Origin of the sequence: Paraburkholderia oxyphila NBRC 105797, assembly GCF_000685075.1 — a bacterium.
GTDB classification, from domain to species: Bacteria; Pseudomonadota; Gammaproteobacteria; order Burkholderiales; family Burkholderiaceae; genus Paraburkholderia; species Paraburkholderia oxyphila.
Window position 1 is genome coordinate 1 of the sequence record NZ_BAYD01000033.1, and the last position, 25758, is coordinate 25758.

The following is a 25758-nucleotide window of genomic DNA, read 5'->3' on the forward strand; positions in this document are numbered from 1 at the left end:
CTCTGTCGCGGTAAGGCGGTCTGTTATGCTCAAGGGGTGAAGACCAACGATGTGATCGATGATGCAGAGCAAGAACCCAGCTGTGGCGCGCGTTCTCAAGCGCCTGCATTATCCGCTCGACGTGATCCTGATGTGCGTGCGATGGTATGTGGCCTATCCGCTGAGTCTGCGTCACATCGAAGAGATGGTCGCGGAGCGTGGAATTGAAGTCGATCATTCGACCGTGCACCGCTGGGCGCTCAAGCTGTTGCCGGTCGTGGAGAAAGCGTTTCGCCGTCGCAAGCGGCCAGTTGGAAAGAGCTGGCGAGTGGACGAGACGTACATCCGCGTCAAGGGCGACTGGAAATATCTCTATCGGGCCGTCGACAGGGACGGCAACACTATCGACTTTCTGTTAAGGGCCCATCGGGACAAGACTGCAGCTCGGCGTTACTTTGAGAAATCGATCGCTCAGAATGGCGAGCCCGCGACGGTGACCATCGACAAAAGCGGCGCCAACCTCGCTGCGCTCGAAGCCATCAATGCCGAGTGTGAAACACCCATCAAGATCCGCCAGTCCAAATATCTCAATAACCTCGTCGAGCAAGACCATCGGGCGATCAAGCGGCGCATTCGGCCCATGCTGGGATTCAAGTCTTTTCACTGCGCGCGGATCCTGCTGGGCGGCATCGAAATCATGCATATGATCGCCAAAGGACAGATGAAGTGTGTTCGCGGAACCCATCCGTCCACCGCTGATCAATTCTCCAGCTTGGTAACATAAGCAGTACTTCGTATATCGAATTTGTTCCTCTGCGAGCGTTACTGCGACAAAACCGTCGGCTGTGCGCAGGACAGGCGTCCACGTAGCACCGAGCGAGGCGATGCTGCTCATGACCGCGTGGCAAGCGCCAAGGTTGCGGATGACGAACGAGGCGGCCCATGCCGAAAGCGTCGTGACGAGGTTGCGCATTGCCGTCGAGAAGGCTGTTGAGCTTCTGGCGACAGCCGGCGTGTTCGTGCGGACTGTCGCCTGATGCCTCCCAAAATCCCGAGTGCAGCAGACCGAAAAGCAACCCGGTGCAGAACCCAGACCTGCAGGGGTCAGCTCTTTCTCGCAGGAGCCAGAAGCTCGGAACGTCCAATCACGTCTCTCGTGCTCTCCGGCATGTCTGAATCCGAGAATCCGGCCGCCTCAAGAATGGGTGTGAGGCCCTTGAGCTCTGCTTGTGGCTTGGCGCTTCGCGCCGTCGCCATGCCCTCATTCCACGCGTGCAGCATCTGCTTCGCGATCCAGTGCCACCGGGGTTCGTTCTTCGCGGCCTCGACAACCTCTTTCCCTGTTGACACGGCCGAATCGCAGAGCGCCTCGACCATCTCGCGATAGCGCCGCGGCGGGATGCCCAGCCGCGTGTTGAAGAATCGCTCCAGCGTTTTTCCCGGCGCCCAGGTCTTGCGCCCGTCGACGCTAAGCCCGGGTGGATTGCTGGCAAAGCGGGGGTAAGCCTGGGTGGTCACGATGTCGTACACGGGTGTGTACACGACGTCGTCGATGTTCGAGTAGAGAAGAGCAACGTTCTTCGAGTGGCAGTCCGCGTTGCGAACAACGTAGTTGGTCAGTATCAGCCAGCCAAAATGTTCGGCCTGCTGTCTCCAGTTCGCGCTACTGATGTAGGGCTTCGTTGCGTTCAGCACCTGCTCTGTCGAGGGCCGATACTTCTCATGCGGTGGGAGACCGAGGAGACTGCATGCGTCCTCGACGCCGTATGCAGGCATGCCATTTTCATCGACATCGAAGCGGTCGACGACCAGCACACGCCCGTCGTCAGACATGGTTGTTTTTGCCACTCGAGCGACGTCGAGCCTTGCGAGCACCCGCATTGTGTAATGCTCATTGAACCCAAGGTAGGGCGTCTGCTCGTCGGAACCCTTGATGATGTGCCGGCTGGTGCGCAGCGTCTGCTTGCCGACTGGCGTTTGCGCGGAGGAAACCTCCGGCGCAAGGAACTTCGGCACCGCGCCCGAGATGGCGGCGCGCGCGTAGTACCTCACCAGCTCCGCGAAGTGCTGGGTCGAGACGTCCTGATGAAGCAGGGTATTGAGGTCAAGCGGGTCGAGCTCACCACCGGGCTGGCCGCCCTCAGGCGCCACTGTCACGCGGCCAATGCCGGCGCCGCCTATGACGGCGAGCAACGACAGGTCCGTTCCGTCGAGGAGGGGGCCGAATTCTTCACGAATGACCTCAAGAAGGAATCCTTCGGGCAGGTTCTGGCGAAAGAATGGATGCAAATCGCGGGGCCACACCCACGGCTCTTCGCGAACAGGCATGGTCAGGCTGACGAAGTCCTCGGGTGACGCGTCCGTGCTGTACCGAAGCGCATAATTGTCTTGATGGCGGTACAACTGCGCGACGGGCTTGCCCTTGACGTAGACGTGAAGGCGCATGCTCAGGCTCCAGACTGTTTCTGTTCTGTGAGCACGTCGTCGAGCGTGCGGGCATGACCGCGCTTGACGACCCGCAGGTCGTAGCCGGCCGCTTCGAGGAGCCGGACGAGCACCGCCACACTCATGTCGCCACGCGCGAGCGTCTCCATGCGCGCGAGCGTGGTGCGAGCGACGCCTGCGCGTTCAGCAAGGTCTTTTTGCGAGAGGCCCGCGTCGCTGCGCGCCTGCTTGAGCATCTCTCCAACGTCTGCCAGATTCGTCACTTGTAGCCCCGGGGCATCACAATTGGCTGAAAACGAGGAAATTGTAGCCCAACGGCTACGAGACGGCAAAGCGGAATTGTGTCCCTTGGGCTACAAAAATTGGAGAACTGCTCTGTTTTGTAGCTCGTGGGCTACAAAGGGATTACCGCTGCGTGGGCTCACACCGGCCCCTCCGAAAGACCGTTACCTGGTTGGCCGGTAGGCAGCCCCGCTGCAGTCACGGCCGCAGCGCGCCCGCGCTGCCAACTCTTAAAGTTCTTGCGCCGTTCCACGAGGATGAAGCATGGCGAAGTTGCGTTATACGGATCAGGCCGACAAAGAAGGAACCTGGAAGAACATGGACGAGCAACGGCAGGACTTCATCAAGCACATTGGTTTCAAGCGGCCGAACGTCGCCAACATGGACCAACGGCATTAGGACTCGAACTGGAGCACGTGGCAGGTGGCAACAGCACGTGCACAAGCGCAGGCTGCAGCAGCCGTGACTCCGTCTGCGACGTCGGTTGAGGAGCGTACGACGAAAGCAGTGGAAGGCACGGCCAGGCGGCTCTTCGACGTAATTGAGCAGGTTCTGCTGCAGTATCGGCTCAGCGACCTTGATGACGACCATGGCGGCGGTTATCCGCTGGTCGACCATCTGTGCACACTAGATGCTAGATGCGCACACCATCGAAAGCGGTCAGCACGAAATCCGTCTTATCGTCGATGAAATCTACAACGAGGTGCGGACGAAGGCCTCGACGAACGTTAAGCGCGTTTTGAAGGACCACGAAATTGCTTCGCGTGGCCCGCTCATCGGCGGCTGCATATTAGCGACCTCATGTTCATTTTGCCTGGGGAAAGCCTGGGCGATCTGCCGGGCGCGCTTGACCTCGTCACTGTGCGGGTAGATGGAAGTCGTTGATACGGACGCGTGCCGCAGGTTATCGCGCACGGCGGTGAGTTTCGCACCACGTCCCAGTGCGTGCGTCGCGTGTGTGTGGCGCATCCAGTGTGGGCTGGCACGGCGCAGTTTTTCTGCGAGGGGCGCGTGGTCGGCCTCGATCGCGCCGGCTGGCAGCGCAAAGAACCGCCACATCACCATCCACAGGCGCAGGCTTCTGATCGTCGCGTCACTGTCGGCCTCGAGGCTGCCGATTACCGGCGTTTGTGGATTCCAGCGCATGGGCAACACCGGCAGGTCGCGTTCGGCGAGATAGCGTGCGAGCGCGTCCCGCGCGAGCGGTGGCAGTGCAACGCGCGCCAGCTTCTTCCCCTTGCCTGTCACGCGCAGGCCGGTGGCATAGACGTAGTCATCAACTTGGGCTTTTTTGCGGTATCGACTCTGACGGTTGTTGGCACGGTGATATGGGGATATGGTGACCTCATCGTACGATCGGTTGACGGGTCTTTTGGTGTTCTCTAGATCGGAAAACAGCGATGGAAAAACCGTGAATGATTGAGGAGCGTGATCATGATCGATTATCGGGAGCCACTGAACGGCATCTTGCCGCATCTGTCGCGCGAAAAGGCACCAGAGTATTTTCGCGAGGAGGTTGGGCCGCTACTCGTCGCAATGTGGGCGCAGGATTATGCGAGCAATGCGCCTCGCTGCGAATTGCTCGAAACATCTGATGCCGGCTTTTCATATTTGTTCGACGTTACAGCTGAACGTCTCGTGGCCGCATGGGGAATTAGCAGGGGCAAGAATCAGGAGTCCAGAGCTGTGATCGCGACGCGAATGAAAGGACATCCGCTCAACAACAGCGGCCGTTATCATCGCGGACACGCCATCGCCCATACACTGGGCGGACGGACCGACATCAACCTCGTGCCGCAATTGGGCAAAATCAATTCAGGGCCGTTCAGGGCGCTCGAGGCCAAGGCGGTCAGTTGTCCCGGCGCACTGTACTTCACTTATTGGCGCTATAGCGTCGGCGATGGTCAGGTGCCAATCGGTGTAGAACAGGGCCTTCTGTGTCCAGGGGAGCCGGCCTGCGCGTTCGAGCTGAAAACGTTTGGGAACTAGGAAGCCAGGAAAAGTCCTCAGGCTGGGCCGGCGAATGTGAAAACGACCCAGACCCATGAGGTCTGGGTGAAACGGTCGGGGACGGAGCCCCGCCGTGGAGGTATTCATACAAAAACTGCTCGCTCCGGGCTTGATCGCGGGAGCGGGCCAGTCAGTTAAACGAGAGGCTGCACGCGCGCGACGCCCCTTGGGGAAATCTGCTAATCCGGCGGGTTAGTGGCCGAAGTAGACCGGCTTCATGCCGTTGTTGGCGGGGCGCGCAACAGCGCCGCCTGAGGCACTCGAGGCGTTCGCGACGCCGCCGACGGCGCTGTTTTGTGCGGTAACCCTGGCTTCCGCAGCAAGAATGTCGTCGGGGTAGTGCGGATCGTTTCCGCGCGCGGGGCTGTAGCCGGCCTTTTCGAGCTGCACCAGTTCGGCGCGAACCTGCGCACGGGTTACCGGCGCATTCGACTGCGCGAACGATGCAACCGGGACAACGATGGCAACAGCAAAGGCGACGGCCTGGATCAGGGACTTCATGATGACAACCTCCATGGTGTTTTGGCTTTCGATGCGGTGCATTCGCTGCAACCGATGAACCAAGTCTAGGAGTTTCATGCTCTAGGGTTAACCATGATTTCGCGAAAAGACCCTTTCCCACGACAGGAGGATCTGGGGCACTCGGCAAGTCCAGATTCAGGGTTCAATTCCTGGTCAATCTTGACAAAATGTCCCTCAATATCCCGATACCATGGGACTTTTTGTCAGAATCGCCCCGCGAGGGGCTGACCGCGCCTGCGCACGGGCGCCCCCGGCGGGACCCGGGTGCCGTGCGCCGGATCGCCGGGCGACGCCCGCCGCACCATGCACCATGGGTCGATGGACCCGTCGCGAAGCGGCCCTGCCGCGGCGAGTGGCACGGCCCCTTGCTCGGCGGCCCGTCAGGCGTGCGCGCCGGCCCTGAAGGGCCGTTTTCGGTCAGGGGCAGGGCGGGCAGCGCCGGACGGGACGGGCCCCGCCATCCGGATCTTGCCGTCTTCGCGTGACGGCGCGCCGCACGGGCCGGTTGGGGGGTGCGGCCGTCGGGAGACCGGTCGGCGACAGTCGGCCTGTAATGTCAAGATTCGATGGGCGAACAGGTCGCCGCATCGGGACCGCCCATGCAGCGGTGTGGCGGCCACGCGTTGCCAGCGAACGGGCGACCGGGCAGCACTGCCATTCGGCCGCACATCGAATGGGTCATATCGACCCAGGCTGTGTGGAAACCGGCCGGAATTGCAATGCGACGCATGTCCGCTGACGTAAGCGCATCGTCATGCGTAGCACATTCACTCCTCAAATCAGATTTCCGGCTAAATCACTGCTGGAGCCTGTTCGACCGGTGCTTCACCCTGCACCGCCCGGCGCGTCAAGTTGAACAGCAACAGTTCTATTGCGACCAGTGCGATGGCCGCATAGCCAATCGCACCGAAGCCGATGAACTTGACCAGCGTTCCGCCAAGAAACGGAGCGATGGCGGCGCCCACCATGAGCATGGCCGGTGTGGCCGCCACAGCGCGTCCGGTCGTATCCAGTCGCGCGAGCAGGCCAAACGCATAGGTATGCGTGAACAGAATCGTGAATGCCATTAGCGCCCCAGAAGCGGCAAACAACGGATAACTCCAGGTATGCGTTACGATCATGGCAAACACAGCCTGCATGATCGGCCCGATCGAAATAACGGTTGTGGCCTTGATGTGCTTTTCGAGCAAACCCGCCAACGGCGCCGGAAATAGCGTGACGATGCCATAGATCACGAGCGCCAGCGTCACCAGTTCCCGGCCAAAGCCGCGTGCCATGCCAATTCGCTCGTAGAAGCTGAGCGTCATGGCTTGCGTCATCGCGAGCAATGCGATTCCGACGATCGAATACCAAACCGCCCGCGAAAGCGGCTGAACCTGCACGGGAGTGCCGTGGCGATCCTCCGCGCCCTGCCGGCTCGGGCGCGGGAAAAACAGGAGTCCCGTCAAGGCTGCCAGCCCCATGACTCCAGCAAAAACGATGAATAAGGCCGCGCCTCCGAATCTGGCCAGTATCCCGGGCGTACCGCCGAGAAAGACAACGCCGAATACGCCAATGGCCAGCCCGGCCCATGCAAATACGCGATGAGGATTGCGCGCATGCCCAATCGTGCCGTGCGTAAAACTGAGCGCGGTTCCTGCGGCCAGGCCGCCGGCAAAATGCAGGGGCGCAAGCACGGTCATGGTTGTCTGGCCGATACATGTCGCGAAGGCCAACGCCGCAGCGGCGAAGCCAATCACGGTAGCCCACTTCGCATTCACGCGGTTGAAGCGGGAAGCGAAAAACATGCTCGACAATGAGGCTCCGATCAGAAACAACGTTGGCAGCGTGCCTGCCTGTTGAGGATTGAACCGATAATGCGCGACCAGTGTGCCCACCCACAACGGCAGTGCAACCAGGTCCAACATGCCTGCGCAATGGGCAACCATCAGCGCCGCAATGCCGCGAGCACTTTCGATTACCGGTAAGTTGCTTACCTTTTGCATGTTCGTCTCCTGGTCAGAACGCATGAATCCAGCGCAGGTTCACGTGAGTGCCGGAGTAGGTATTGCGCTCCACCACCGGAAAAAAGAGGTTCGCGAACACGAAGTTCTTGCGATCGATGGTCCACTCGACACCAGGGCCCAGCGACAGGTTCGTGGTGCGGGCAGCGGGCTGGCTTGCGCCGTTGACACGGTCATCGGTAATCTGGCGGAACCAGAAGCCGTTCAGGCCGACATCGAGGTTCGGCAGTATCTTGTAAGAGGCCGCAAAGTTGGCCCACACCGCCTGGCCGGCCTGAAAGTTCACTATGCCTGGGACTTCGAACGGATTGTTGATACCCGGATTGGTGTTCTTCAAGTTGTACAGATAGTGCATACGCACTGACACTTCCGTCTGCGGCGTAGGCAGAACCGTCACCGACCAGTGCGGGTCCAGCGACCAGAAGCCTGAACTTGGATTAACCAGCCTGTTCGGATCATAGGCGCCGGTAGGCGCGGTTACGTCGAACTCGAAACGCTGCACAAAGACCGGACGACCGTTGCTGATCACCGGTGCCATTTGCAAGAACGGGCCGAACGTAATGTCACCCACTCCTGAACGCGCAGTCAGCGTTGGAGCATAGGGATTGAATTCGGTCGAGTGTGCGTTCAGCGATGCAACCGGCAGCATCGCCGTGAAGCCGAGCGCGCCGCCCAGTACGTGAATCGGCGACGTGTAGACGATCTGCGGCAGCCACACGAACGCGTTGAGCTGCGCGTCCTTGAACGCCGGACTTTTCGCGCCGGTATTGGTGTAAAAGTTCGTGTTGTGTTCGTACTGAAGGAGCTGGATCGACGTCCAGCCTGGCTCCATACTGCCGAACGCATCGTTGAACGTTGTCGCGCCGAGATCGATGCCGGCCGGCTGATAGGTCGACGCTTGCCCCACACATGACATCGCAGCCAGTGTCGCTCCAGCAACGGCCTGCCCGTATCGCGCAAACCTGCTTTGATACCCCATTCCTTTCGTCATTTCGTCTCCTGTATATAGTTTTACTATTTTTCAAAGATAGATTTTCACGTTCAAAACCGATTTGAAATCCCTTCCTATAATATTAAGTAATGCAAAATGAACGGCTGGGAAGCCGTTCACTTGCATGCAGATCGACCTCGTCTAACTCAGCTACGGCCAATAAACCTACGCTTATCTGGAGGATGACCCAAAAGGCAGCATGAGACGCGACAGGTGCGTGGAGTCCCGGTAAATGGTGTGAGTGACTGCCCGCCCAACGGGAAGGTGAAAGGCGTCGGGCGGCAACAGGGAGTTGTGCTCATCCACCAGCGGCTCATTGCACATCAGCTCGACGACCAGCTTGTGTCCCGCCTTGAATTCGTTGGCGAAGGGGTAGAGCCGAATGACGTATTCGTTGATCACGCCAGGCTCGACAGGTACGCTACGGGTGTGTGGGTGATATGGATTACCTTCGCGGGTCCGTTCGTCCAGTTCGCGATGCGATGCCTTGAGGAAGCCCGTCGTGACCAGTTGACGCTTGCCGGAGGGGGCCTCGTCCCACAGTCGCAGGATGAAGTTCGTATCGTCCTGATCAATGGCCGCGAAGAGATGCGCCGCGCCCACGCCATGAACCGACGTTGCATTCTGGAAGGGCTCGGTGGACCAGGTCAGCTTTTCCACCTTGCCCACGACGGTCAGCGGCGCCTGATAAAAACCGTCGGAATGCGCATGCTCGACGTCAAGAGGCTCTGGCTCCGGAGCCAGCTTGCCACGGGTACGCAGGTACAGCGGCCGGTATTCGACGGCCGTTACAGGCCAATGTTCACCGGTCATCCATGTGCGACTGCCTTCAACGTGCACCTTCACCTGTGGTTCGTCCATGATGCCGTTGTCGATGCCCTTGAGCCAGTAGTCGTACCAGCGGAACATGGTGTCATGCTCGTCCACCCAGGGGCGCGTCTGCATCGGCGGGTACGGTCCTATCTCCAGCTTCTTGGGGCCTTTCAGCACATCGAAGAGTTCGATCGTGCCGTCGACGGTCCAACCGCGGCCCTGGTTGATCTGCAGGTACACGGGGATATCGATGTTGCTGGCCAGGTTGATCGGATTCTGTTCTTCGTACCACTCGCCGTCGAGGTGGTTGGTCACGATGTCGAACCACGATTCATGATGAATCGGATAATTCAGCACATGCACGAGGTTGGGCCAGGCCGCCACGTCGGGGTCGGCGAGTCGCTGGGCCACGCGCTCCTTGATTTCATTCTCGGAGTAAGTCTCCAGCATGCGCGACTTGTGACGATGGGTGAAGGCCCAGCCCGAATCGCCGCCACGGCCTTCGCGCGCAGCACGCGGCATGAACCACATGACGCCGCCGTGATAGGTCGTCTCGTAGAAGTCGAAGTGTCCGCCACTGACGAAAATCGCCTTGAGATGGGGAGGGCGCTCGGCCGCGGCGAAGATCTGCATGGAGCCAAAGTACGAAATGCCGATCATCCCGACGACGCCGTTACACCACGGCTGCGCAGCAACCCACTCGATGAAATCATAGGCATCCTGACCCAGCGGAACACCGCCGGCGTTGTAGTTGCCGATGTGTTCACCCTCGGACGCGCCCGAACCACGCACGTCTCCGATCACGTGCACGTAACCTTCCTTCACCACGCGGGCTATGTCGCCTGCCTCGATGCAGCCGTCCCACAACGGGGAAGGGCGTTGCTGCGGGGGAAGAGTGAGCGCCAGCGCCTGAAGCTCTTTGCCGTAGGGGCTTAACGCGACCAGCGCCGGGCGAGGCATATCGCCTTTTGCATGATAGGCATCCGCAGCCAGGTGGACGCCGTCGCGCATGGGTACGCGCAGGTCTTTGTGTACGATCATGGCCGATAACCCTTGTGGAAGTAGCCGTGCATAGTGGTGAAAAACGGTGAAGGTTCGAGCGTTGGATCGCCCTCGTAGCGCAAGTGCTGCGCAATACAGCAAAAGGGGGAACAGGAAGCCCTGGCAACAGCGGCGTCGTCGAGGCCAAATTGTTCGGTGGCGGCACGCACCCGGGCCTCGATGTCGAGGCTTTCCTGGATCTTTGCTGCCGCCTGTTCGCGGTCGAGCACGACGCCCTGTGATTCGACGCCCTGGCTGCGATAGGGATGGCCGAGGAACAGGCGGTTGGGCTTGACGTGGTCGCGCAGGTGCAGCAGGCTCGCGCGGTACGCATCCGGATCGGCGTAACTGGGAAAGCCGTTGGCGGCGCCGTGGATCTGAACGGCGTCGCCGACGAAGACATCGCGCTGGCCTTCCACCACGTACGCGACCGAGCCTGCCGTGTGACCCGGCACGGAATGCACCGTGATCGTCACATCCGGTCCCAGCGATATTTCGTCGCCATGGCGAACCACCAGATCAGGTTCCATCTCGCCAGAGATGGCTGCCTGGCAGGCGGCTGTCAACTTCGCCTCCGCTTGCGGGTCGTCGATATAGCGGCCACGAGCCGCCAGATATTCTTCGACATGCGTGCGGCGCGAACGAAGGAACGGTGCGTCTGCCTCGTGGATAACGACTTTGGCTTTCCGTCCCGTCAGTTCCCACAGCGCATGGGTGCCGCCGATGTGATCGATGTGCCCATGAGTCAGGAGAATCCAGCGCACGTCTTCAATGCGTCGGCCCAGTTGCTCCAGGGCCGGCGCGATGCCGCCGGCAGGCGACGAAGTGATACCCGTATCGACAATCGCCGGTTCGCTTCCGTCGATGAAAAAACTGTAGAGGCCAAACCGGCCCCACTGGGAGAACAGCGGGTGGATATCGACGACTTTCATCATTCAAGATTCCTGATGAAATCGGCGGTCTCGGCAAACACCCCCTGGAACTCGGGCAACCAGGAAAAATGCTGGACAAAGCCATGAGCCGCCGACTCGTAGCGATGGATGGTTGCCGGAACGCCCGCTTGTTCCAGTTTGCGGCCATACAGCTCGCCCTCGTCGCGAAGCGGATCGTATTCCGCTGTGACAATGAGTGCAGGAGGCATTCCGGAAAGATCCGCCCGCTTGATGGGGGATGCGAGGGGGTCGGCAGGGTCGGCGCCGCTATCGATGTAGAACGCGTTAAATGGCTTCAGCATAGCCGTCTCCAGCCCATTGCCGACTGCGTTGGTTTTCAGCGACGCGTAGCGCTCGACATCAAAGTCGAGATCGAGCGACGGGTAATAGAGCACCTGGTGCGTGATGCATTTCAAGCCGGCGTCAAGCGCCTTCGCTGCGACAGCTGCCGCGATATTGCCACCGGAGCTGTCGCCTGCCACGACCAGGGTTTCACCATCCCAGCCGATCCCGTTGCCCGGCGCGCAGCCGTTCTTTTCGATCCACTCAACCACGGCGTAGCAGTCGCTCAGACCCGCAGGAAAGGCGTGCTCGGGAGCAAGCCGATAGCCGACCGAAACCACGGCACATTGCGTGGCATGGGCCAGTGCGCGCGTGACATGATCGTGCGTGTTGAGGCTGCCGAGAAAGAACGCGCCACCGTGGAAATAAACCAGCACCGGATGGGTGTCCGCCGCCGACGGCTGATAGACGCGCACGGGAACATCACCGGCAGGCGTGGGCAAGACCTGGTCGCGAACCGAATGCACGGGAAGCCGCTGCTCGACGGGCGCAACATGACTTTCGTCGGCCGCCCGCATCGCTTCGGGGTTGAGCGGTCCCGGCGGCGCGGACGGCAAGGACGCGATGAACTGGGCAACAGCAGGATGCAATGCCATGATTTAGCTCCTCGCCGCGAGTTCGCCTTGATGCTGGCTGGGGAAGACACTCTCAACTTCGTCTTCACTCCAGCCTTGACGCGACAGGCGTTGCAGTTCGTCGGTGACCGGCTTGCGGCTGGCCTGATATTGGGCCAGCCCTTCGGGAATGGAGTCGGCCTCACTGAGGCTGGCTGCCAGCGCACCGGCATCGAGCACCGCCGAGTTGGCGCCCTGGCCCTGATGGTGCAGCATCGCGTGAGCCGCATCGCCAATCAGCACCACGGAGCTGGAGTGCCAGTTGGGCACCGGGTCGATGTCGTAGACGGCGCGCAGGTTCACTTTGCCCATATCGAGTCCTTCGGCGATTGCGATCAGTTGCGGATCGAAGCCCGCCACGACTTGCAGAAGTTGATCCTTGCTAGCGATTGGCGCTGGCGTGGAGTCAGTCGCAAGGCAGGTGACGTCAAAAGACACTTCGTCGCGATGCTGTAGCGGCAACAGGTAGATCTTGGTCCCGTGCCCCACGTACATGCGCAGGTTGCCGTCAGCCACCATGCCGTAGGTGTCGGCAGCGGGGATCACTGCGCGATACGCGTGTTCGCCGGCAAATACCGGGGGCTTGTCGCTGAACAGATGCTGGCGCACCTGAGAGCGGATGCCGTCGGCGCCGACGATCAGATCGGCGGTCACCGTCGCACCGTTTTCGAATACGGCAGTGGCGCTGCTGCCGTTGTCGACGATCTTGCTCAGGCGGTGGTTCAGTTTCACCATGCCGTCGGGAAGCACGCCCAGCAGAACATCGATGAAGTCGCCGCGGTGCACGAAACGCGTAGTGGCATTAAAGGCTTCTTTTTCGGGCCATTCCTCCATGGCGATTCGTTGCCCGTTAGCCGTGAGGATTTCGAAGTAATCGCTTGCCGAGGTCACGGCAGCGACGAGGTCGAAGATTCCGAGCTTGCGGAACTGGTCCATCGTGGAGGGGCGCAGGCCGATTCCGGCGCCGACCTCTTTCACTTCCTGCGCCTGTTCGTAGACCGTAACCGTGGCGCCTAGCCGGCTGAGGGCCAGCGCTGCGGTTGCACCGGCGTATCCAGCGCCGATAACGGCGATATTGAGGTTCTTCAACGTACCGGGTGTCATGATGTGTCTCTTGGATCGATTTCTTTGTCAATGATTGGGGTTCGGCGTCAAGGCCAGAAATTCGGCCGTGTTATGAACGAATAACTGGTCGATGACTGAGTCGTCGACGCCTTCGGCGCGCAGATCAGGAAGGAGTTGCTCGAACAGATAGTTCACGGTGTGGCCCTTGACGCCCGGCCAACCCAGCGGCGAGCAATTCGCGTCTGCCGATGCAAGAACCTGTTTCGCGAGGCCGCTGTTGAGGAATCTCAGGAAGTGTTTGAGACGTTCCTGACGATGGCGGCCCCAGAATGGCGGATCGGGCAATTCAAGGTCATAGCCGAAAGTGTCGAAGCCAATGCGCCCACCCGCTGCCAGAATGCCTTTCTCGTTGACCAGCCCCTGGCTCACGCCATCATCGGCGTGCCCGAACAACACGCGGTGGCAAGGCAACGCTTCTTCCGCAAAGATATTCAGAGCCGGTGCGGAGTCGACTGCGAGATGGGTGAATATCGGTGCGCCCGTGATCCTGGACGCGCGTGCCGCCGCGCGATAGATGCGCAGGTCGAGCTCCTTCATCTTGAAGCCGCGGCTCACCCCAACCTTGATGATCCCCGCCTTTGCACCGGTATCGCCGATGCCGACGGTGATCTCGTGAACGAACTGGTCGGTCAGATACTCGACGCTTGCCCGCTCGAAGAACGGTAATGCCGTGTCGCCACCGACAAAGCCGGTGCTGGCGACGATGTGCACGCAGGTCTTGTCAGAGAGGGACTTGTAGTAGTCGATGTCGCGGCCATTGCAGATGCCCGTCGCTTCCACGAAGGTTGCTGCACCCCAAGGCTTCGTGTTCTCGTGAAACTGGCGCAGCTTGGGCACCGTCTCTTCATAGCGCTGCTCCGGCGTTTTCCACCAGCGGCTGTCCAGCTCGCAGCCGGGCATGCCGTAACCGATGTGCTCATGAATCGCAACAAAGCCAAGCTCCGAAGCCGAAATAGTGCCCAGCACTGTATTTACGCGTGTCATTTGACTTCCCCGTTGACGCTCAGGAGCTGTGCGGTGTTGACGATCAGCATTTGTACGATGTGTCCTTGCGACACCCCCGCCGCCTGAAGCATGGGCACGAACTTCGTCAGTACGTCGCAGTAGGGCAGGTCGTTGCCAGGTTCGCCAAAAGCCACGCCCGTGGCGCTTGACGACAGGATGATGCGATCGGCAAAGCCTGCCACGATCAATTCAAGGATCAATGCGACCCGTTCGGTATCCTTAAGGTAGAGCGCGTCGGTCGAGCCGATGTGGTCCACGCCCACGCTGGCGCCTGCGCGTGCGACCGCCATCGGCCAGCCTTTGGCGACTGCGTCGCGGCGATCCATCCCGCCCATGACCAGGCGTTCGGGGCTGAGCACCTCGTCGATGGCCAACTGCATTTCTTCCAGCGCATCGGCGCCGTACCGGATCAATACGGGCACGCCATAGGTGGCGCCGGCGCGAGCCGCTCCACGTACCAGGCTGCCGTCGGTCGGCGTCATGCCGCTGTGAGTGACCGCCGTGGCCACCAGGCCGGCAGGCGCGCGGCGCTCCAGACGGGGCACCACCATGCCTTCATTGACCTCGCGCCCAAACATCTCGGCGAACTTCGCTGCTGGCCAGGGGGCGGGGGGATTGGTTTGCGGCGTCAGGAAGTAGCCACCCAGCATGGCTTCCGGACCTTGCCCGGTAGAGGCGACGATATGAACGCCGGTGGCGCGAGACAGCGCCTCATACAGGCGTAGGTCACGCCCCTGGAACATGCCGGTCGTATCGACGATGGTGCCGCCGCCTGCCGCCTTGAAGCCTCGCAGCTTGCTCGCAATCGCATCGAACACTTCGGCGCGATCGATCCGGATGTCGTGGGCGTACTGTGCGCCAGGCAGCACGTACATCAGCGACTCGCTGAGCAGCGTGATGCCTAGCTGCCGGGCGTCGACCGGGCCGAGCACCGTGTTGACCAGTGCTGCATTGACGCCCCTGTCGTTGGGCGGGTCGAGAAGGAGGGAGGTAAACGGCAGAGCCGGTTCAGGCGCGCCCTGGCTGTGTTTAATGCACATGCTGGCCTCCGATGAGCACCGGTGCGCAATGCACGTCACCAGCAGTAGAAACGGTCATGCCACTCAAGAGTTTTTCTCCTGTTCATTAAGTACAACGATGTATTACTGTGCCAAAGCATGGCGCGAAACAAAGTCAGTTACCGGCTCAGACCAAACGCGTCCTTGAAGCCTTTGGCTCCATGCACGGCGCCGACGCGCTCAAGCTCTTCGACTGTTGGGGCCTCGACCAACCCGAGCTGCAAAGCAGGAGCTTCGTATCGGCATTAGCTTCTCCCGGTTACGGGTTGCACGCGGTCAGGCGGCGTAGCTTCGGAATCGGAATCCGATAGTCGAGCGCGACAGCGGTCGCCGCACCATCCGGTTGTCGCCAGCGAAGCACTCCCTGCTCGCCCGTGCCTTCCACGACCTCTGGCTCACCAACGACCGGCGTCGGCCCGATGGCCTTGAGGGAGATGCCGAAAGCCTCCGTCCAGAAGTATTGCTGGAACGCGAGTTCCGGCGCATCTGGCCTGAGAAGCGCGGTGGCGGCCACCTTCGCTTGATCGATGGCGCTCGTCCACAGTGGAACACGGGCGACGCGCCCGGCGTGCGGGAAGGCAGCGACATCTCCTGCGGCTGCTATGTTCGGGCGAACGAGCCCGCGCCTGTCCACCACGAGCGCACCGCCGGTGAGCAGCTCGCTGGAGGCTAGCCACTCAACGTTGGGGGCGTCGCCGATGGCAGAGACGATCACCTCCGCTTCAATGACGGTGCCGTCGCCAAGGGCCACCACGGCGGCACCGTCACGCGTCACGATCTCCGCGGAGCCAGTCGTAACGATCGTGAGGCCCTGTGCGAGTGCGGCATCATGGAACGGCGCCGCAAGCAACTCGCCGAGCTGGGAAGCGAGCGGCATCCCTTTCGAAACGAGTGTCGTCGCGCACCCGGCCGCAACCGCGCCGGATGCGATCTCCATGCCGAGGGGACCGCCACCCACGACCACTACGGAAGGTCGCGACGCGAGTCGTGCACGCAGCGTGAGCGCATCGGCGAGCGTGCGAACGGAGTATTCGTCGTGGCTATGAGCGCGACCGAGGCGCCTGGCGCGCGTGCCGGTGGCGATCACCAGCGCGTCATACGGCGCTTCGTCGCCGTCCGCGAGACGCACGCGTTGCCGATCGACATCGACGCCAACAGCAGCAATGCCGCGCCGTTCGGCCGCGCCGTGCGTCGCCTCTGGCAGCAAGTGCGAGGTGAGGTCATCCCCATCGCGCAGCAAGGCCTTGGACAAGGCCGGGCGGCTGTACGGCGCGACCGGTTCGTCACCGATGACCGTGATCCGGCCATCGAATCCTTCGGCGCGCAGGGTGTCGCAAGCGGTCAATCCCGCGATACCGTTGCCCACCACCACGATGTCGCGCGGTGCCTTCCGAAGCGTATCCATCAAGTCGCCTCGCCCTCGACGAGCTTGAGCGCGGCTACCGGGCAGACGCGCGCCGCAGCTTGAGCCGCCGCGAGGTTCGCAGTGCTGATCTCGTTCACGTCGATGGCGGCATAGCCTTCGTCGTCGATGTGAAGAAGCTGCGCGGCGACCTCTTCGCACAGGCCATGACCTTCGCAACGAGGGCGGTCAAGAATCAGCTTGATCATGCGGCCTCCAGGTCCAGGACAGGAACGGTATCGAATGACACCGTGACGTTGCTCGGCACGCGGGCGACCTCGCCGATGCGGAACGATTTGATCTGCGTCGCAAGTGCCTCGATGATCGCCGCGCCCTCCATGCGGGCAAGACCTTGCCCGGCGCAACCGTGCGGGCCGTAGCCGAACGAGAGATGGTCGATCGGGTTGCGTGGCACGTCGAAGACCTCAGGGTTCGGGTAATGACGCGGATCGCGGTTGCCCGCGCCCAGCATGACCGCAACGCGCGAGCCGCCCGGGATCTTCACGCCGGCGACTTCCACATCTTGCGTCGTCACGCGACTCCAGACGTGGACGGGCGAGTAGTAGCGCAGCACCTCGTTGAACGCCGACGGAACGAGCGAGAGATCGGCGCGCACCTTGGCGAACGCTTCAGGAAAGCGCCCGAAGAGGGCGACGGTATTGCCGATCGCGGCAAGTGTTGTGTCAAGACCCGCGCCGAGATACTGGTGGATGATGTGGCGCGCGGCGCCTGCTGGAATCACCCCTTTGTTCTCCGCCTCGAAGACACCCCAGCCGACCGAGCCAGCGGTGAGCGCGTCCTGGGTGATTTGCGAGCAGTATCCGTAAAGCTCGCCCGCGATGGGGAAATTCTCCGCCGTGCGCTGGTTCATGGGCCCGATGACTTCCATCGCGGCCTGCCCCCAGCGGAGCATATTCTCCCTGGCCTCACCCTGAAAACCAACGAGGTCGGCGACAACCCCGATCGGAAAGCGCCGGGCAATTTCGTCGATCGCGTCGAAGGACGGTTGTTTGACGAGCCGGGCCACGAGCGCCTGCGCATCGGCCTTGATCTGCTCGCCCAGACCACGCAATGCCCGTGGCGTGAGGTTTTCAGAAAGTGCGGCGCGCAACTGCGTATGCGTCGGCGGGTCGGAAGCCAGCGAGGTTCCCTGCAAGGCCTGGTTTACGTCGTCGTTGAAGCCGACGCCCTGTGCGGAAGAGAATCGGGTCGGGTCGGCAAGCGCGTCCTTGATGACCTCGTAGCCAGTGAGGGCGTAGAGCTTCGAGTGCGTGAGATAGACGACATCGCCGAGTTCGCGCAATGCCCGGTACGTCGGGTAGGGATCGACGAGCACATCGGCGGCCCAAAGGTCGATGCCGGATTGGTGGGGAGTCACAGGCCAGATCCTCGTGGTGGATGGATAGCCTGTATTTTTAATTTGGCTTTACACGATGTAAAGCCAATGGATACCATAACAGGGTAATCCCTGGATTATGGTTCGCCCAGCATCTTCCACCACAATTCGGTCAGCACCTCGAGCGCCGGTTCGGCAGTCAAATCCAGATCGCCGCGCATCCATGAAAGCGCGGTCTGATCTAGCGCGACGTAGGCCAATTTACCGCGAAAATGCCGCGTGCCCGGCTCATAGCGGTTGGCTGCATCAAGACCTTCGCAGATGTCTGCCACCACCTCTTCAATCCAGCCGCGCATCAGCGAGCGCATTTCAGCATCCACCGCGGCGGCCTCGGTTACCGCCAGAAGATATGGCTTGATCAATGGCCAGCGCACAGCCTGCTCGCGCAGCCAGCCGCCCAGTTTTTCGCGTGAGCCTTCGCGCACTGCCGCCACCAGCAAACTGGCCGTGGAATTGCGGCCTGGTTCGTCATGCCGATCGAGGATGCTGTTGAGTTCGTGAATCAAAGCGCGCATCAATTCGCGGCGCGACTCGAAGTGAGAGTAGAAGGTGACACGTGTGGTATTTGCGGCGGCGGCAATGTCGTCGACGGTGGTGGCGACGTAGCCGCGCGATACAAACAATTCGAGCGCCGTTGAAAGGATGCGCTGCCGGGTCGCTTCCTTCTGGATTTGTCGTTGGTTTTTGCGTTGTTCGGTCATGGCGGTAACGATAACACCATCATCGTCCTCTTTGGACTTCCCCCCAAATTTCGCCTTCCAGCAGCCCGTGTGGAACTCGACCGAAGGCCGTCGACCGGCGCAGCTGGACGCGGCGGCGATAGAGATTGGTGCCGGAGCTGTGGGCGTCATGGGGTGGCATCGGGTGATTCGATGGCACGTGATCTTCGAGGTTGAACGAGTAGAAGAGCCGCTCCTGCGAAGCACCTGGTCGACCCATTGGCTGATGCCTCTATCGATTGCTCACATCCCAGGATAGGCGCCAGCAAAGAAAATTGCCTAGTTTTTCAACACTATCGATCGAGGAGCGGTCGTTCAGTCGTTCCTACTCAAGAGTCCATCGGTTTGGTGAACTATTTTTCATTTTTTGGACGATGTTTCGATAGGCATTAGCGAATAAATTTTGCGTTGGAAGGTTTGCCGTATGTGACGAAGTGTGTGGTGGTATGGAACATGTCGATCAGCCAACCCTTACGGGATGTGTGATCGCCAATCGGTGAAGGACTTCGTGCCCACTCATTCGAGTAAGGAATATTATGCACAAACTCTCTTATCAGACTATATCCATCGCCATTGCACTCTCGACTTCGTTTTGGAACGCGGGCGCTTACGCGCAGGATACCCAGACTACCCCCGATGCCCGACCCGCGCAGACGCAGCGGCCATTGTCGCGGCGTGACGTGTACAACCAGCTTGTACAGGCACAGAAGGATGGATCGTTGGCGCGCGCCGATTCAATCTACTACGGCACGTATTGGGGCTGGGAGGATCCGTCCACCAGACAAAATTCGGCTGCCAAGGATTAGACCTCAACCTGACACGCCGTTGTCCAATCTCGATACCTCACCATCCCGTTCATGGCCACGTACCTCGCCGTTTTCCCGGCGGACTTCTCCAGTGCGCCGGCGGCCAATTCTCTGTCGCATCATCGCGACGCTAAAGCGTGTGTAAAGAGGATACGCGGCGACGTGAGACCAAGCCTTCACCCATCTGAGAGCCTCGTTATTACTACATTTTGACGAAAATGTGACGAGGCGCGCAAATACTCCCGAGCACACGTTGTTTCGGGAGGGTACGGATCTTCAAATTTACGATCGAAAACGGACATGACTGACAGGTGTTTGCGTCGCCAACAGTCAAGTCGGTCGCGAAAGGCTGCTTTCATTCGTGGTGGTACGACTCTTTCGGGCTGTTGCGATCGAAACCGAGGATATATAACGAAGTCTGTTGTGGTCTATCGCGAGCGAAACTCGTTCACATCAGGTGGGATACGTCAATTTCGCAACCGATAGCCGTTGCGACAGTGTGACCTGCAATTGAAACACATCGGGGTCGCACTCCAGTACGCCGCATCCTGCAATACCGCATCTCAGCTTAATTGCTTCTTTTTCGTGAAAGAGCAAGAGAGGTATATACCCCGCGGATAAACCGCGTTTGTCGGGCGCAGCTTCTTTTACTCACGCCGTTTTTTCCTTGTTTCAAAGACCTGGAGTGATTCGATGAGAAAAATTTCCGCTGCTGTCGCAGGCTGCGCAGCTTTAGCGGCGTCCACTGCCAACGCACAGAGCTCGGTCACGCTGTACGGCCTGATCGATGCCGGCATCGCCTATACGAACGATGTTCAGAACGGTGCCCCGAGCCATGGTAGCTCGCGCGTCGCACTCGCAAGCGGCAATATCAGCGGCAGTCGCTTCGGCCTGCGCGGCAGCGAGGACTTGGGCGGCGGTCTGCACGCGGTATTCGTGCTTGAAAACGGCTTCAACGTCAACAACGGTTCGCTTGGCCAGGGTGGCCGCATGTTCGGTCGTCAAGCGTACGTCGGTCTGAGCACGGATCAATACGGCACCCTCACGATGGGCCGCCAGTACGACTCGATGGTCGACTTCGTCGCGCCGCTGTCCGGCACGGCGGGCACGTTCGGTGACTCAGGCTTCGCGCACGTGTACGACAACGACAACCTGCAACATACCGTGCGCTTCAGCAACTCGGCGAAGTTCACGAGTATCGACTACGCCGGCTTCAAGTTCGGCGGCCTGTACGCGTTCAGCAACAGCACCAGTTTCGCCGTCGATCGTGCGTATAGTGCTGGCGCGACCTACAACAACGGCCCGCTGCGACTGGCCGCGGCTTACCTCCAGATCAACGGCTCCGCCGCGGCGGGCACCCCGGCAGGAACAGCCAATCAGAACGTTGCGGCTGACCCGAGCGAGTTCAAGGCGACCGCGGGCGGCGGCAACCTGACAGCGGACGTGCAGCGCACGGTCGGTGCAGGCATCGGCTATACGTTCGGCCCGGCAGCGGTTAACTTCGTCTACACGCACAGCCAGTACCAGGATACGTCTGCGTTCGGCCTGACGGCGTCGAACGGTTCGGTTCACTTCGACAACTATGAACTGAACGTCAAGTACGCACTGACGCCGGCGCTCTCGCTCGGCCTCATGGATACGTTCACGGACGGTCATCTGAACGGTGTCAGCAAGTCGAACATCGGCTCCGATCCGAAGTGGAACCAGGTTAACGCGATTGCGCGCTATTCGTTGTCGAAGCGCACGGAACTGTACGCTGAAGCAATGTACCAGCACGCGATCGGTAACAAAAACACCGCTGTGATGTACAACGCGGGCGGTAACTCCGCGACGAGCAACCAGGTGATGGCCGCCGTTGGCATGCTGACCCGCTTCTAAGCAGCACAGCCATTCCGTTCATGCGCCCATTCAGCGGTCGGAGGGATCATCGGAACGTGACGCGAGATACTGGGCATCGTATGTGACGAACCGACCGGTTGGCGTCGTGGTTTCAAGAACAATACCACGCCCACGTGCCGGCCGGATTCACACTTCGGGTCACAGCCCCGCTGAAGGGGGCCAACGCGAAACCGTCTTCCGAATGACGGCGTGAACGTGATGGAGAACGACCAAAACTGGCCGCACTGCGTCCTACGACCGATGGTGATGGTCGTCTAGGGCGTGGACCCATGCATAAGGTATGCCGTTCTCTCCCGGAAAATCAGCACGGTACGTCGACCTAAGCTACGCTTGTGCCAACTGGAAGTCAGATGGATAGTAGCTTTCGTCGCTAGCTAACGGATCGTAGCCAATCGATTCCAGTTCGCCGAGTTCCTGGATCAGTTGAGCATATCTGCACCTTGTGCGGTTTTGTGACATTGCGATGTTGAACCGCGCGACCTATTGAATTGCGATGAGCAGGATGAACGTCTTATTGGCCTGCGGTGCGCCGCTGCGATAAAGCGGGTTTCACCACTTCATTGCCGCCCTCTGTAGGTCGAGATGATGTAGCAATACTTCACGATTTGAATGCCGACGACGAAGCATTGATATCAAGTCTCGATCTGGAGGGCGGCGCCCGCGCCGGCCTGCACGCTAGGCCACTGTGAACGTTGGGGCTTACTCACCGAAATAGATCGGTTTCATGCCGTCGTTGGCGTCGGGGCGAATCGACGAGCGGATTGCATGTCCCAGCGAGTGAACCGAATGATCCAGTGCTTGAAAAGGATGATGTGAACCCGAAGCCGACGTGCCATCGGCCACGCCGCCGTAGCTCGACACAGCGGCGTTGTTCACGGCGGCGCTGGCGTTTGACTGAGCAAACGAAACGGCCGGGACGCTAAGTACCGCGGCAACGGCAATGGCTTGAATGAGCGATTTCATGATTAACCTCCAGTCTTGGTTTCGCTGCGGACGGTTGTCCGTAGCAGGTGATACCAAGTCTAGAAAAGCGACCGCTCTTGATTAAGCATCTCGTTCGCAAAGATGATTTCCCAATTTCAGGGGTTAACCCTTAATTCGATCTGGTCCCAATTTGAGGCTGCCTGGCTCGGTATTGCGCAGTCGCGGCGCTATCTACGGGCTAGCTGATCGGGTTGCACACATAGCCTCAAACCACCGGAGCGCGGGCGGATCGGTGAACAAACTTGCAAGCGAGTTCCGCACGGTTGTCGACAATCTGTGCGGAAGCAGCGAGCGTCGCTCCCTTGCTGCTTTGCGCCCCATGCCCTGGGTACGCGATCGTCTCGGGCGCACACCATCATGCAGAAGGCATACATCACCCCTGAACAGGACGTCGACCCGGCCCCTTTCGGCGTGAACTTGAACGGGATCACGGGATCCGGTCACCATCCAGTGTCCCATCAGTAGCGCCCGCAAAAGAGATTCTGCACTTTGCCGAATCCCTAGCTTTCTCGTCTGATCGGATGTGCAGTGCTTGCCGTTACTCCTGCTGCTGCCGAAGCCGGCCCCCTTCGAGGATTCGCAAAGAGGACATGGCGCGCTTTATTGGTTCTGCCAGGCAACTTCGATATCAACGCATGCAGATCGCTGCGCGCTGGCCCACCCGCGTTACAGCTCCCAATGCCGATCCAGCCTGAACAGATCGGAATTAAAGTCCAGAAACGCCCGCACTTTGGAGGACGTCGCTTGCTTTCGTGGGTAGATGCCCATATGGCGGGCGGGTTAGCGTCGGCTGAGGTTCCCAGTCGGCCAGCAGCTGCACCGGCAATCCGGCGCGCAGTGACTTGCCTATTGCCCATAGCGGCAGCAGCGCGGCGCCGCAACCGGCAATGGCGAGATCGAGGAGCGACTCCATATTGTTCGCACGCATGCGTCCGCCCAGTTTGACTTCGACGGTTTCTTCCTGCTCGTCGGCCGCGAATGGGGCGGCGAGGAACCACGAGTTGTCACCAGCGATCGCAAAGCGTATTGCAGGATGCGCGCGATGGTCGTTCGGTGACGACGGCATTCCGTAAAGGCGCACGTGATCTGGGCTAGCGCAGACGACGCACATGTGGTTTGCTAGGCGTTGCGCCATCAATTGAGAATCGATGCGCACGCCCACGCGGATTGCAACATCGATCGCCGTGGCAACGAAATTCAGGATTTCGTCGGTGACGACGACGTCCACGTCGATGTCCGGATATCCACTTGAGGAGACTGGCCTTGCCAACCTATAAAGAGCTCAAAGCACAATTGGCTGAACTTCAGGGGCAGGTGACTGCCGCCCGTCAGGCGGAATATCAGGCTGTTCTCGAAGATATCCGGATCAAGGTCGCAGAGTACGGATTCACGGAGCAGGAAATCTTTGGCCGGCGCCGAGGGGGAGATCGGGCTCAGAAAAGCGTCGCGCCCGCAAAATATCGTGATCCTATGAGCGGAGCGACCTGGTCGGGGAGGGGGCGGGCACCCAACTGGATCAAGGACGCCAAAAACCGCGAACAGTTTCTAATTTCGGACTGAGGTCCGGCATCGGGCGGATCTGCGTCGTTTTGGTCCGGCGCCTGGCTTTCATCCAGAGGGCGTGTTCGCGAATGCATGCCGGTGGAGAAGTCGAACGTAGCCATCCGAGGTCCTGACCTCCTTGGACCACTTCGCGTTTTCCTCCCGCGAGGCTTTGCGACGCCTGGCCGCGCGCGCCACTGCGCGTTCACAGCAAGGTGAATGAGGGCGGCCATCGAACAGCTCAAAAGGAACCGGGCCCTACGCCGTTTTGACCAATGCTGCTCGAGGGCAAATTATGTGAATGGCATAAATCGCCCCGAAGCGGTCTGTCGTCGCTCCTAACCGTGAGCGGTGAATTGTTGGGCTTATGTCATTACGTCTGCTATCCGAGCACTTGGAGCGACTGCACGGTTTGCTACTTGGAGGACGTGTTCGTTGCGCCTGTAGCCTGGCGTTTGGGAGTCGCCACATCTTTCGTCGAGAAACTGAAGTCGATTGTTGTGGAGGAGAACTGGACACGAGTCGCGCGAGCTTGGATTGCGGGACCGGGTGCGTCGAGTACCAGAGGAGGGACAATAAAGAAGGTGGCCGTTCCATACGAAGGCGCGCCCGGGTTTCTGCGTGTATCCGGCCAGACTCTCGCGGCTGAGATATGATTTAAAGAGGCTTGAATGATGCAAAACGCGTACAGGAAAAGGCGTTTTGCGCTTTCGATCGCCAGCCTTCCACGACATATTTTGGGTCGAAAGCGGGACTCAAAAACAAAACGAGGGCGGTCATGATCAAATCCTTGAATCTGAAAGTAACCGTTGTCTGCGCATCGCTGGTGCTCTCGCTCGCCGCGGCCGCGCACGCTCAATCCGTCGTTGTCCAGTACGGCAACCTTGTCTACCGGAGCGCTTCTGGTGCGACCGAAGTGCTAACTGAGACGGGTGCCGACGCAAACCCGACAATCTCCCCTGATGGCAAACTGATCGCCTTCACCCGTCTGCGCCCCGGCGAGCCAGCGCACTCGGACGATGCGGGTAGTGGCCCGCTTCGAGACGTGTACGTGATGCGCCTCTCGGATCGTGCAGTGACGAAGGTCGTTGCTGCCGCGCACGCGGCCAAGCCGGAGGGAGAACTATCCGACATCAACTCTCTTGCGTTCTCGCCCGACGGTTCGACGCTTTACTTCAGCACGGCCGCATGGGTGACATCCGGGGCTATTCATGCCGTTCCGGTTCAGGGCGGCCACGAGCGTTTTGTGACGAACGGCAATGACTTCGCGGTTGTGAAACATGGCAAATACGTTGGCTTCCTGGTGACTCGCCAGCACCGATATATGGAGGGGCACGGCTCATGGAACCCGTATGTCCTGGTGAGCCCAACGGGCAAAGAGATCAAAGTACTGGGCGAGTTCGGCGATGACGAGACCCGCGCCGAGATTGCGGCGCTTCAAAGTGTGGAGGGGGCGGGTGCTACGCTTACTACGGCAGCAGCCGACGCTGCAAGCCTTGGCTACTTAGACAAGGTCCGTCGTCGCGTGCGTCCGAACATTATTTGGGCGGGCGAGACGGCGGGTCTGGAAACGGAAGTCGCTGTGCGCTGTTCCCCGAGCGGCACGCTTCTCTCGGCCACGGTCACGCGCAGTAGCGGTAATTCGCAGTGGGACGAAGCCGCATTGCGTGCGGTCCAGCGCTCGGATCCGATGCCGCTCGACGTCAGCGGAAAGGCACCGTCGAACTTTACAATCATGGTTCGCCCGGCTGGATAAGTTCCGACCTGCACGAATGGCGTAACGATGGCCACACTGTCTCCTCCCGAGACTCAGCGAAGTTGAAGTGTTTGTGATGATGCAATCTCCCC

Annotated in this window: 25 protein-coding genes and 1 pseudogene; 8 read left to right on the plus strand and 18 right to left on the minus strand. The window is 60.2% G+C overall.

Annotated elements, in window-relative coordinates; translation table 11 throughout:
- The first annotated feature begins 61 nt into the window (after positions 1–61).
- Both BO1_RS20960 and BO1_RS59355 read left to right on the plus strand, forming a co-directional pair.
- The gene (locus BO1_RS20960) at positions 62–763 is read left to right on the plus strand and encodes an IS6 family transposase (RefSeq protein ID WP_028219233.1); all 702 of its coding nucleotides are present in this window, start codon (positions 62–64) and stop codon (positions 761–763) included.
- Between the two features lie 100 nt (positions 764–863).
- On the plus strand, positions 864–1016 hold the full coding sequence (locus tag BO1_RS59355; protein WP_156992347.1) for a hypothetical protein: 153 nt from the start codon (positions 864–866) through the stop codon (positions 1014–1016).
- Between the two features lie 67 nt (positions 1017–1083).
- Here BO1_RS59355 and BO1_RS20970 read toward each other — a convergent pair whose 3' ends face one another.
- Together BO1_RS20970 and BO1_RS20975 are read right to left on the minus strand one after the other, a co-directional pair.
- On the minus strand, positions 1084–2424 hold the full coding sequence (locus BO1_RS20970) for a type II toxin-antitoxin system HipA family toxin (protein WP_028219234.1): 1341 nt from the start codon (positions 2422–2424) through the stop codon (positions 1084–1086).
- A gap of 2 nt (positions 2425–2426) precedes the next feature.
- Entirely contained in the window at positions 2427–2687 is a 261-nt protein-coding gene (locus BO1_RS20975) for a helix-turn-helix domain-containing protein (RefSeq protein ID WP_028219235.1), read from the minus strand.
- 283 nt (positions 2688–2970) lie between these two features.
- On the opposite strand from BO1_RS20975, the gene BO1_RS61785 reads away from it, so the two are divergent.
- The gene (locus tag BO1_RS61785; protein WP_281179191.1) at positions 2971–3105 is read left to right on the plus strand and encodes a hypothetical protein; all 135 of its coding nucleotides are present in this window, start codon (positions 2971–2973) and stop codon (positions 3103–3105) included.
- Positions 3106–3525: 420 nt separating this feature from the next.
- On the opposite strand, the pseudogene BO1_RS52040 reads toward BO1_RS61785, so the two are convergent.
- Positions 3526–3960 (minus strand): annotated as a pseudogene (locus BO1_RS52040) (tyrosine-type recombinase/integrase); the annotation flags it as partial.
- A gap of 180 nt (positions 3961–4140) precedes the next feature.
- Here BO1_RS52040 and BO1_RS20990 point away from each other — a divergent pair.
- Positions 4141–4695, plus strand: coding sequence for a DNA/RNA non-specific endonuclease (locus tag BO1_RS20990; RefSeq protein ID WP_028219253.1), 555 nt, complete (start codon positions 4141–4143; stop codon positions 4693–4695).
- A 213-nt stretch (positions 4696–4908) separates the two neighbouring features.
- On the opposite strand, the gene BO1_RS20995 is transcribed toward BO1_RS20990, so the two are convergent.
- The 13 genes from BO1_RS20995 to BO1_RS21060 all read right to left on the minus strand — a co-directional run bounded on the left by BO1_RS20995 (position 4909) and on the right by BO1_RS21060 (position 18661).
- Positions 4909–5217: a DUF4148 domain-containing protein gene (locus tag BO1_RS20995; protein ID WP_028219236.1), complete on the minus strand. Its 309-nt coding sequence runs from the start codon at positions 5215–5217 to the stop codon at positions 4909–4911.
- Positions 5218–6029: 812 nt separating this feature from the next.
- On the minus strand, positions 6030–7223 hold the full coding sequence (locus BO1_RS21000; protein ID WP_028219237.1) for an MFS transporter: 1194 nt from the start codon (positions 7221–7223) through the stop codon (positions 6030–6032).
- A gap of 13 nt (positions 7224–7236) precedes the next feature.
- Positions 7237–8232: a SphA family protein gene (locus BO1_RS21005; protein ID WP_245643858.1), complete on the minus strand. Its 996-nt coding sequence runs from the start codon at positions 8230–8232 to the stop codon at positions 7237–7239.
- Positions 8233–8403: 171 nt separating this feature from the next.
- The gene (locus BO1_RS21010) at positions 8404–10086 is read right to left on the minus strand and encodes a CocE/NonD family hydrolase (RefSeq protein WP_028219239.1); all 1683 of its coding nucleotides are present in this window, start codon (positions 10084–10086) and stop codon (positions 8404–8406) included.
- Complete coding sequence (locus BO1_RS21015) at positions 10083–11021, minus strand: MBL fold metallo-hydrolase (RefSeq protein WP_028219240.1); 939 nt, start codon at positions 11019–11021, stop codon at positions 10083–10085. Before BO1_RS21015 ends, BO1_RS21010 begins: the two co-directional genes overlap by 4 nt.
- A complete protein-coding gene (locus tag BO1_RS21020; protein WP_028219241.1) occupies positions 11018–11956 on the minus strand; it encodes an alpha/beta hydrolase in 939 nt (312 codons plus the stop codon). Before BO1_RS21020 ends, BO1_RS21015 begins: the two co-directional genes overlap by 4 nt.
- A gap of 3 nt (positions 11957–11959) precedes the next feature.
- A complete protein-coding gene (locus BO1_RS21025; protein ID WP_028219242.1) occupies positions 11960–13078 on the minus strand; it encodes an FAD-dependent oxidoreductase in 1119 nt (372 codons plus the stop codon).
- Between the two features lie 27 nt (positions 13079–13105).
- Complete coding sequence (locus BO1_RS21030) at positions 13106–14083, minus strand: phosphotriesterase family protein (protein ID WP_028219243.1); 978 nt, start codon at positions 14081–14083, stop codon at positions 13106–13108.
- Positions 14080–15144, minus strand: coding sequence for a phosphotriesterase family protein (locus tag BO1_RS21035; protein WP_167338368.1), 1065 nt, complete (start codon positions 15142–15144; stop codon positions 14080–14082). Before BO1_RS21035 ends, BO1_RS21030 begins: the two co-directional genes overlap by 4 nt.
- Before the next feature lie 277 nt (positions 15145–15421).
- Positions 15422–16567, minus strand: a complete 1146-nt coding sequence (locus BO1_RS21045) for an NAD(P)/FAD-dependent oxidoreductase (protein ID WP_028219245.1) — start codon at positions 16565–16567, stop codon at positions 15422–15424.
- Entirely contained in the window at positions 16567–16773 is a 207-nt protein-coding gene (locus BO1_RS21050) for a ferredoxin (protein WP_043285708.1), read from the minus strand. Before BO1_RS21050 ends, BO1_RS21045 begins: the two co-directional genes overlap by 1 nt.
- Positions 16770–17900 carry a cytochrome P450 gene (locus BO1_RS21055; protein ID WP_245643859.1) on the minus strand — a complete coding sequence of 377 codons (1131 nt, stop codon included), beginning with the start codon at positions 17898–17900 and terminating at the stop codon, positions 16770–16772. The genes BO1_RS21050 and BO1_RS21055 overlap by 4 nt, the downstream gene beginning before the upstream one ends.
- Before the next feature lie 137 nt (positions 17901–18037).
- The gene (locus BO1_RS21060) at positions 18038–18661 is read right to left on the minus strand and encodes a TetR/AcrR family transcriptional regulator (RefSeq protein ID WP_043285711.1); all 624 of its coding nucleotides are present in this window, start codon (positions 18659–18661) and stop codon (positions 18038–18040) included.
- 1517 nt (positions 18662–20178) lie between these two features.
- On the opposite strand from BO1_RS21060, the gene BO1_RS21070 reads away from it, so the two are divergent.
- Positions 20179–21363 carry a porin gene (locus BO1_RS21070; protein WP_028219250.1) on the plus strand — a complete coding sequence of 395 codons (1185 nt, stop codon included), beginning with the start codon at positions 20179–20181 and terminating at the stop codon, positions 21361–21363.
- 720 nt (positions 21364–22083) lie between these two features.
- Here BO1_RS21070 and BO1_RS21075 read toward each other — a convergent pair.
- Positions 22084–22347 (minus strand): hypothetical protein, encoded by a 264-nt coding sequence (locus BO1_RS21075; protein ID WP_028219251.1) that lies wholly within the window; start codon positions 22345–22347, stop codon positions 22084–22086.
- A gap of 727 nt (positions 22348–23074) precedes the next feature.
- Positions 23075–23596 (minus strand): LysR substrate-binding domain-containing protein, encoded by a 522-nt coding sequence (locus tag BO1_RS52045; RefSeq protein WP_052409541.1) that lies wholly within the window; start codon positions 23594–23596, stop codon positions 23075–23077.
- 35 nt (positions 23597–23631) lie between these two features.
- On the opposite strand from BO1_RS52045, the gene BO1_RS21085 reads away from it, so the two are divergent.
- The 3 genes from BO1_RS21085 (at position 23632) to BO1_RS56470 (ending at position 25666) form a co-directional block, all read left to right on the plus strand.
- Positions 23632–23928: an H-NS histone family protein gene (locus BO1_RS21085; protein WP_028219254.1), complete on the plus strand. Its 297-nt coding sequence runs from the start codon at positions 23632–23634 to the stop codon at positions 23926–23928.
- Positions 23929–24185: 257 nt separating this feature from the next.
- Entirely contained in the window at positions 24186–24566 is a 381-nt protein-coding gene (locus BO1_RS62060) for a GNAT family N-acetyltransferase (RefSeq protein WP_407669989.1), read from the plus strand.
- A gap of 122 nt (positions 24567–24688) precedes the next feature.
- Entirely contained in the window at positions 24689–25666 is a 978-nt protein-coding gene (locus BO1_RS56470) for a TonB family protein (RefSeq protein ID WP_028219252.1), read from the plus strand.
- Positions 25667–25758: the final 92 nt, after the last annotated feature.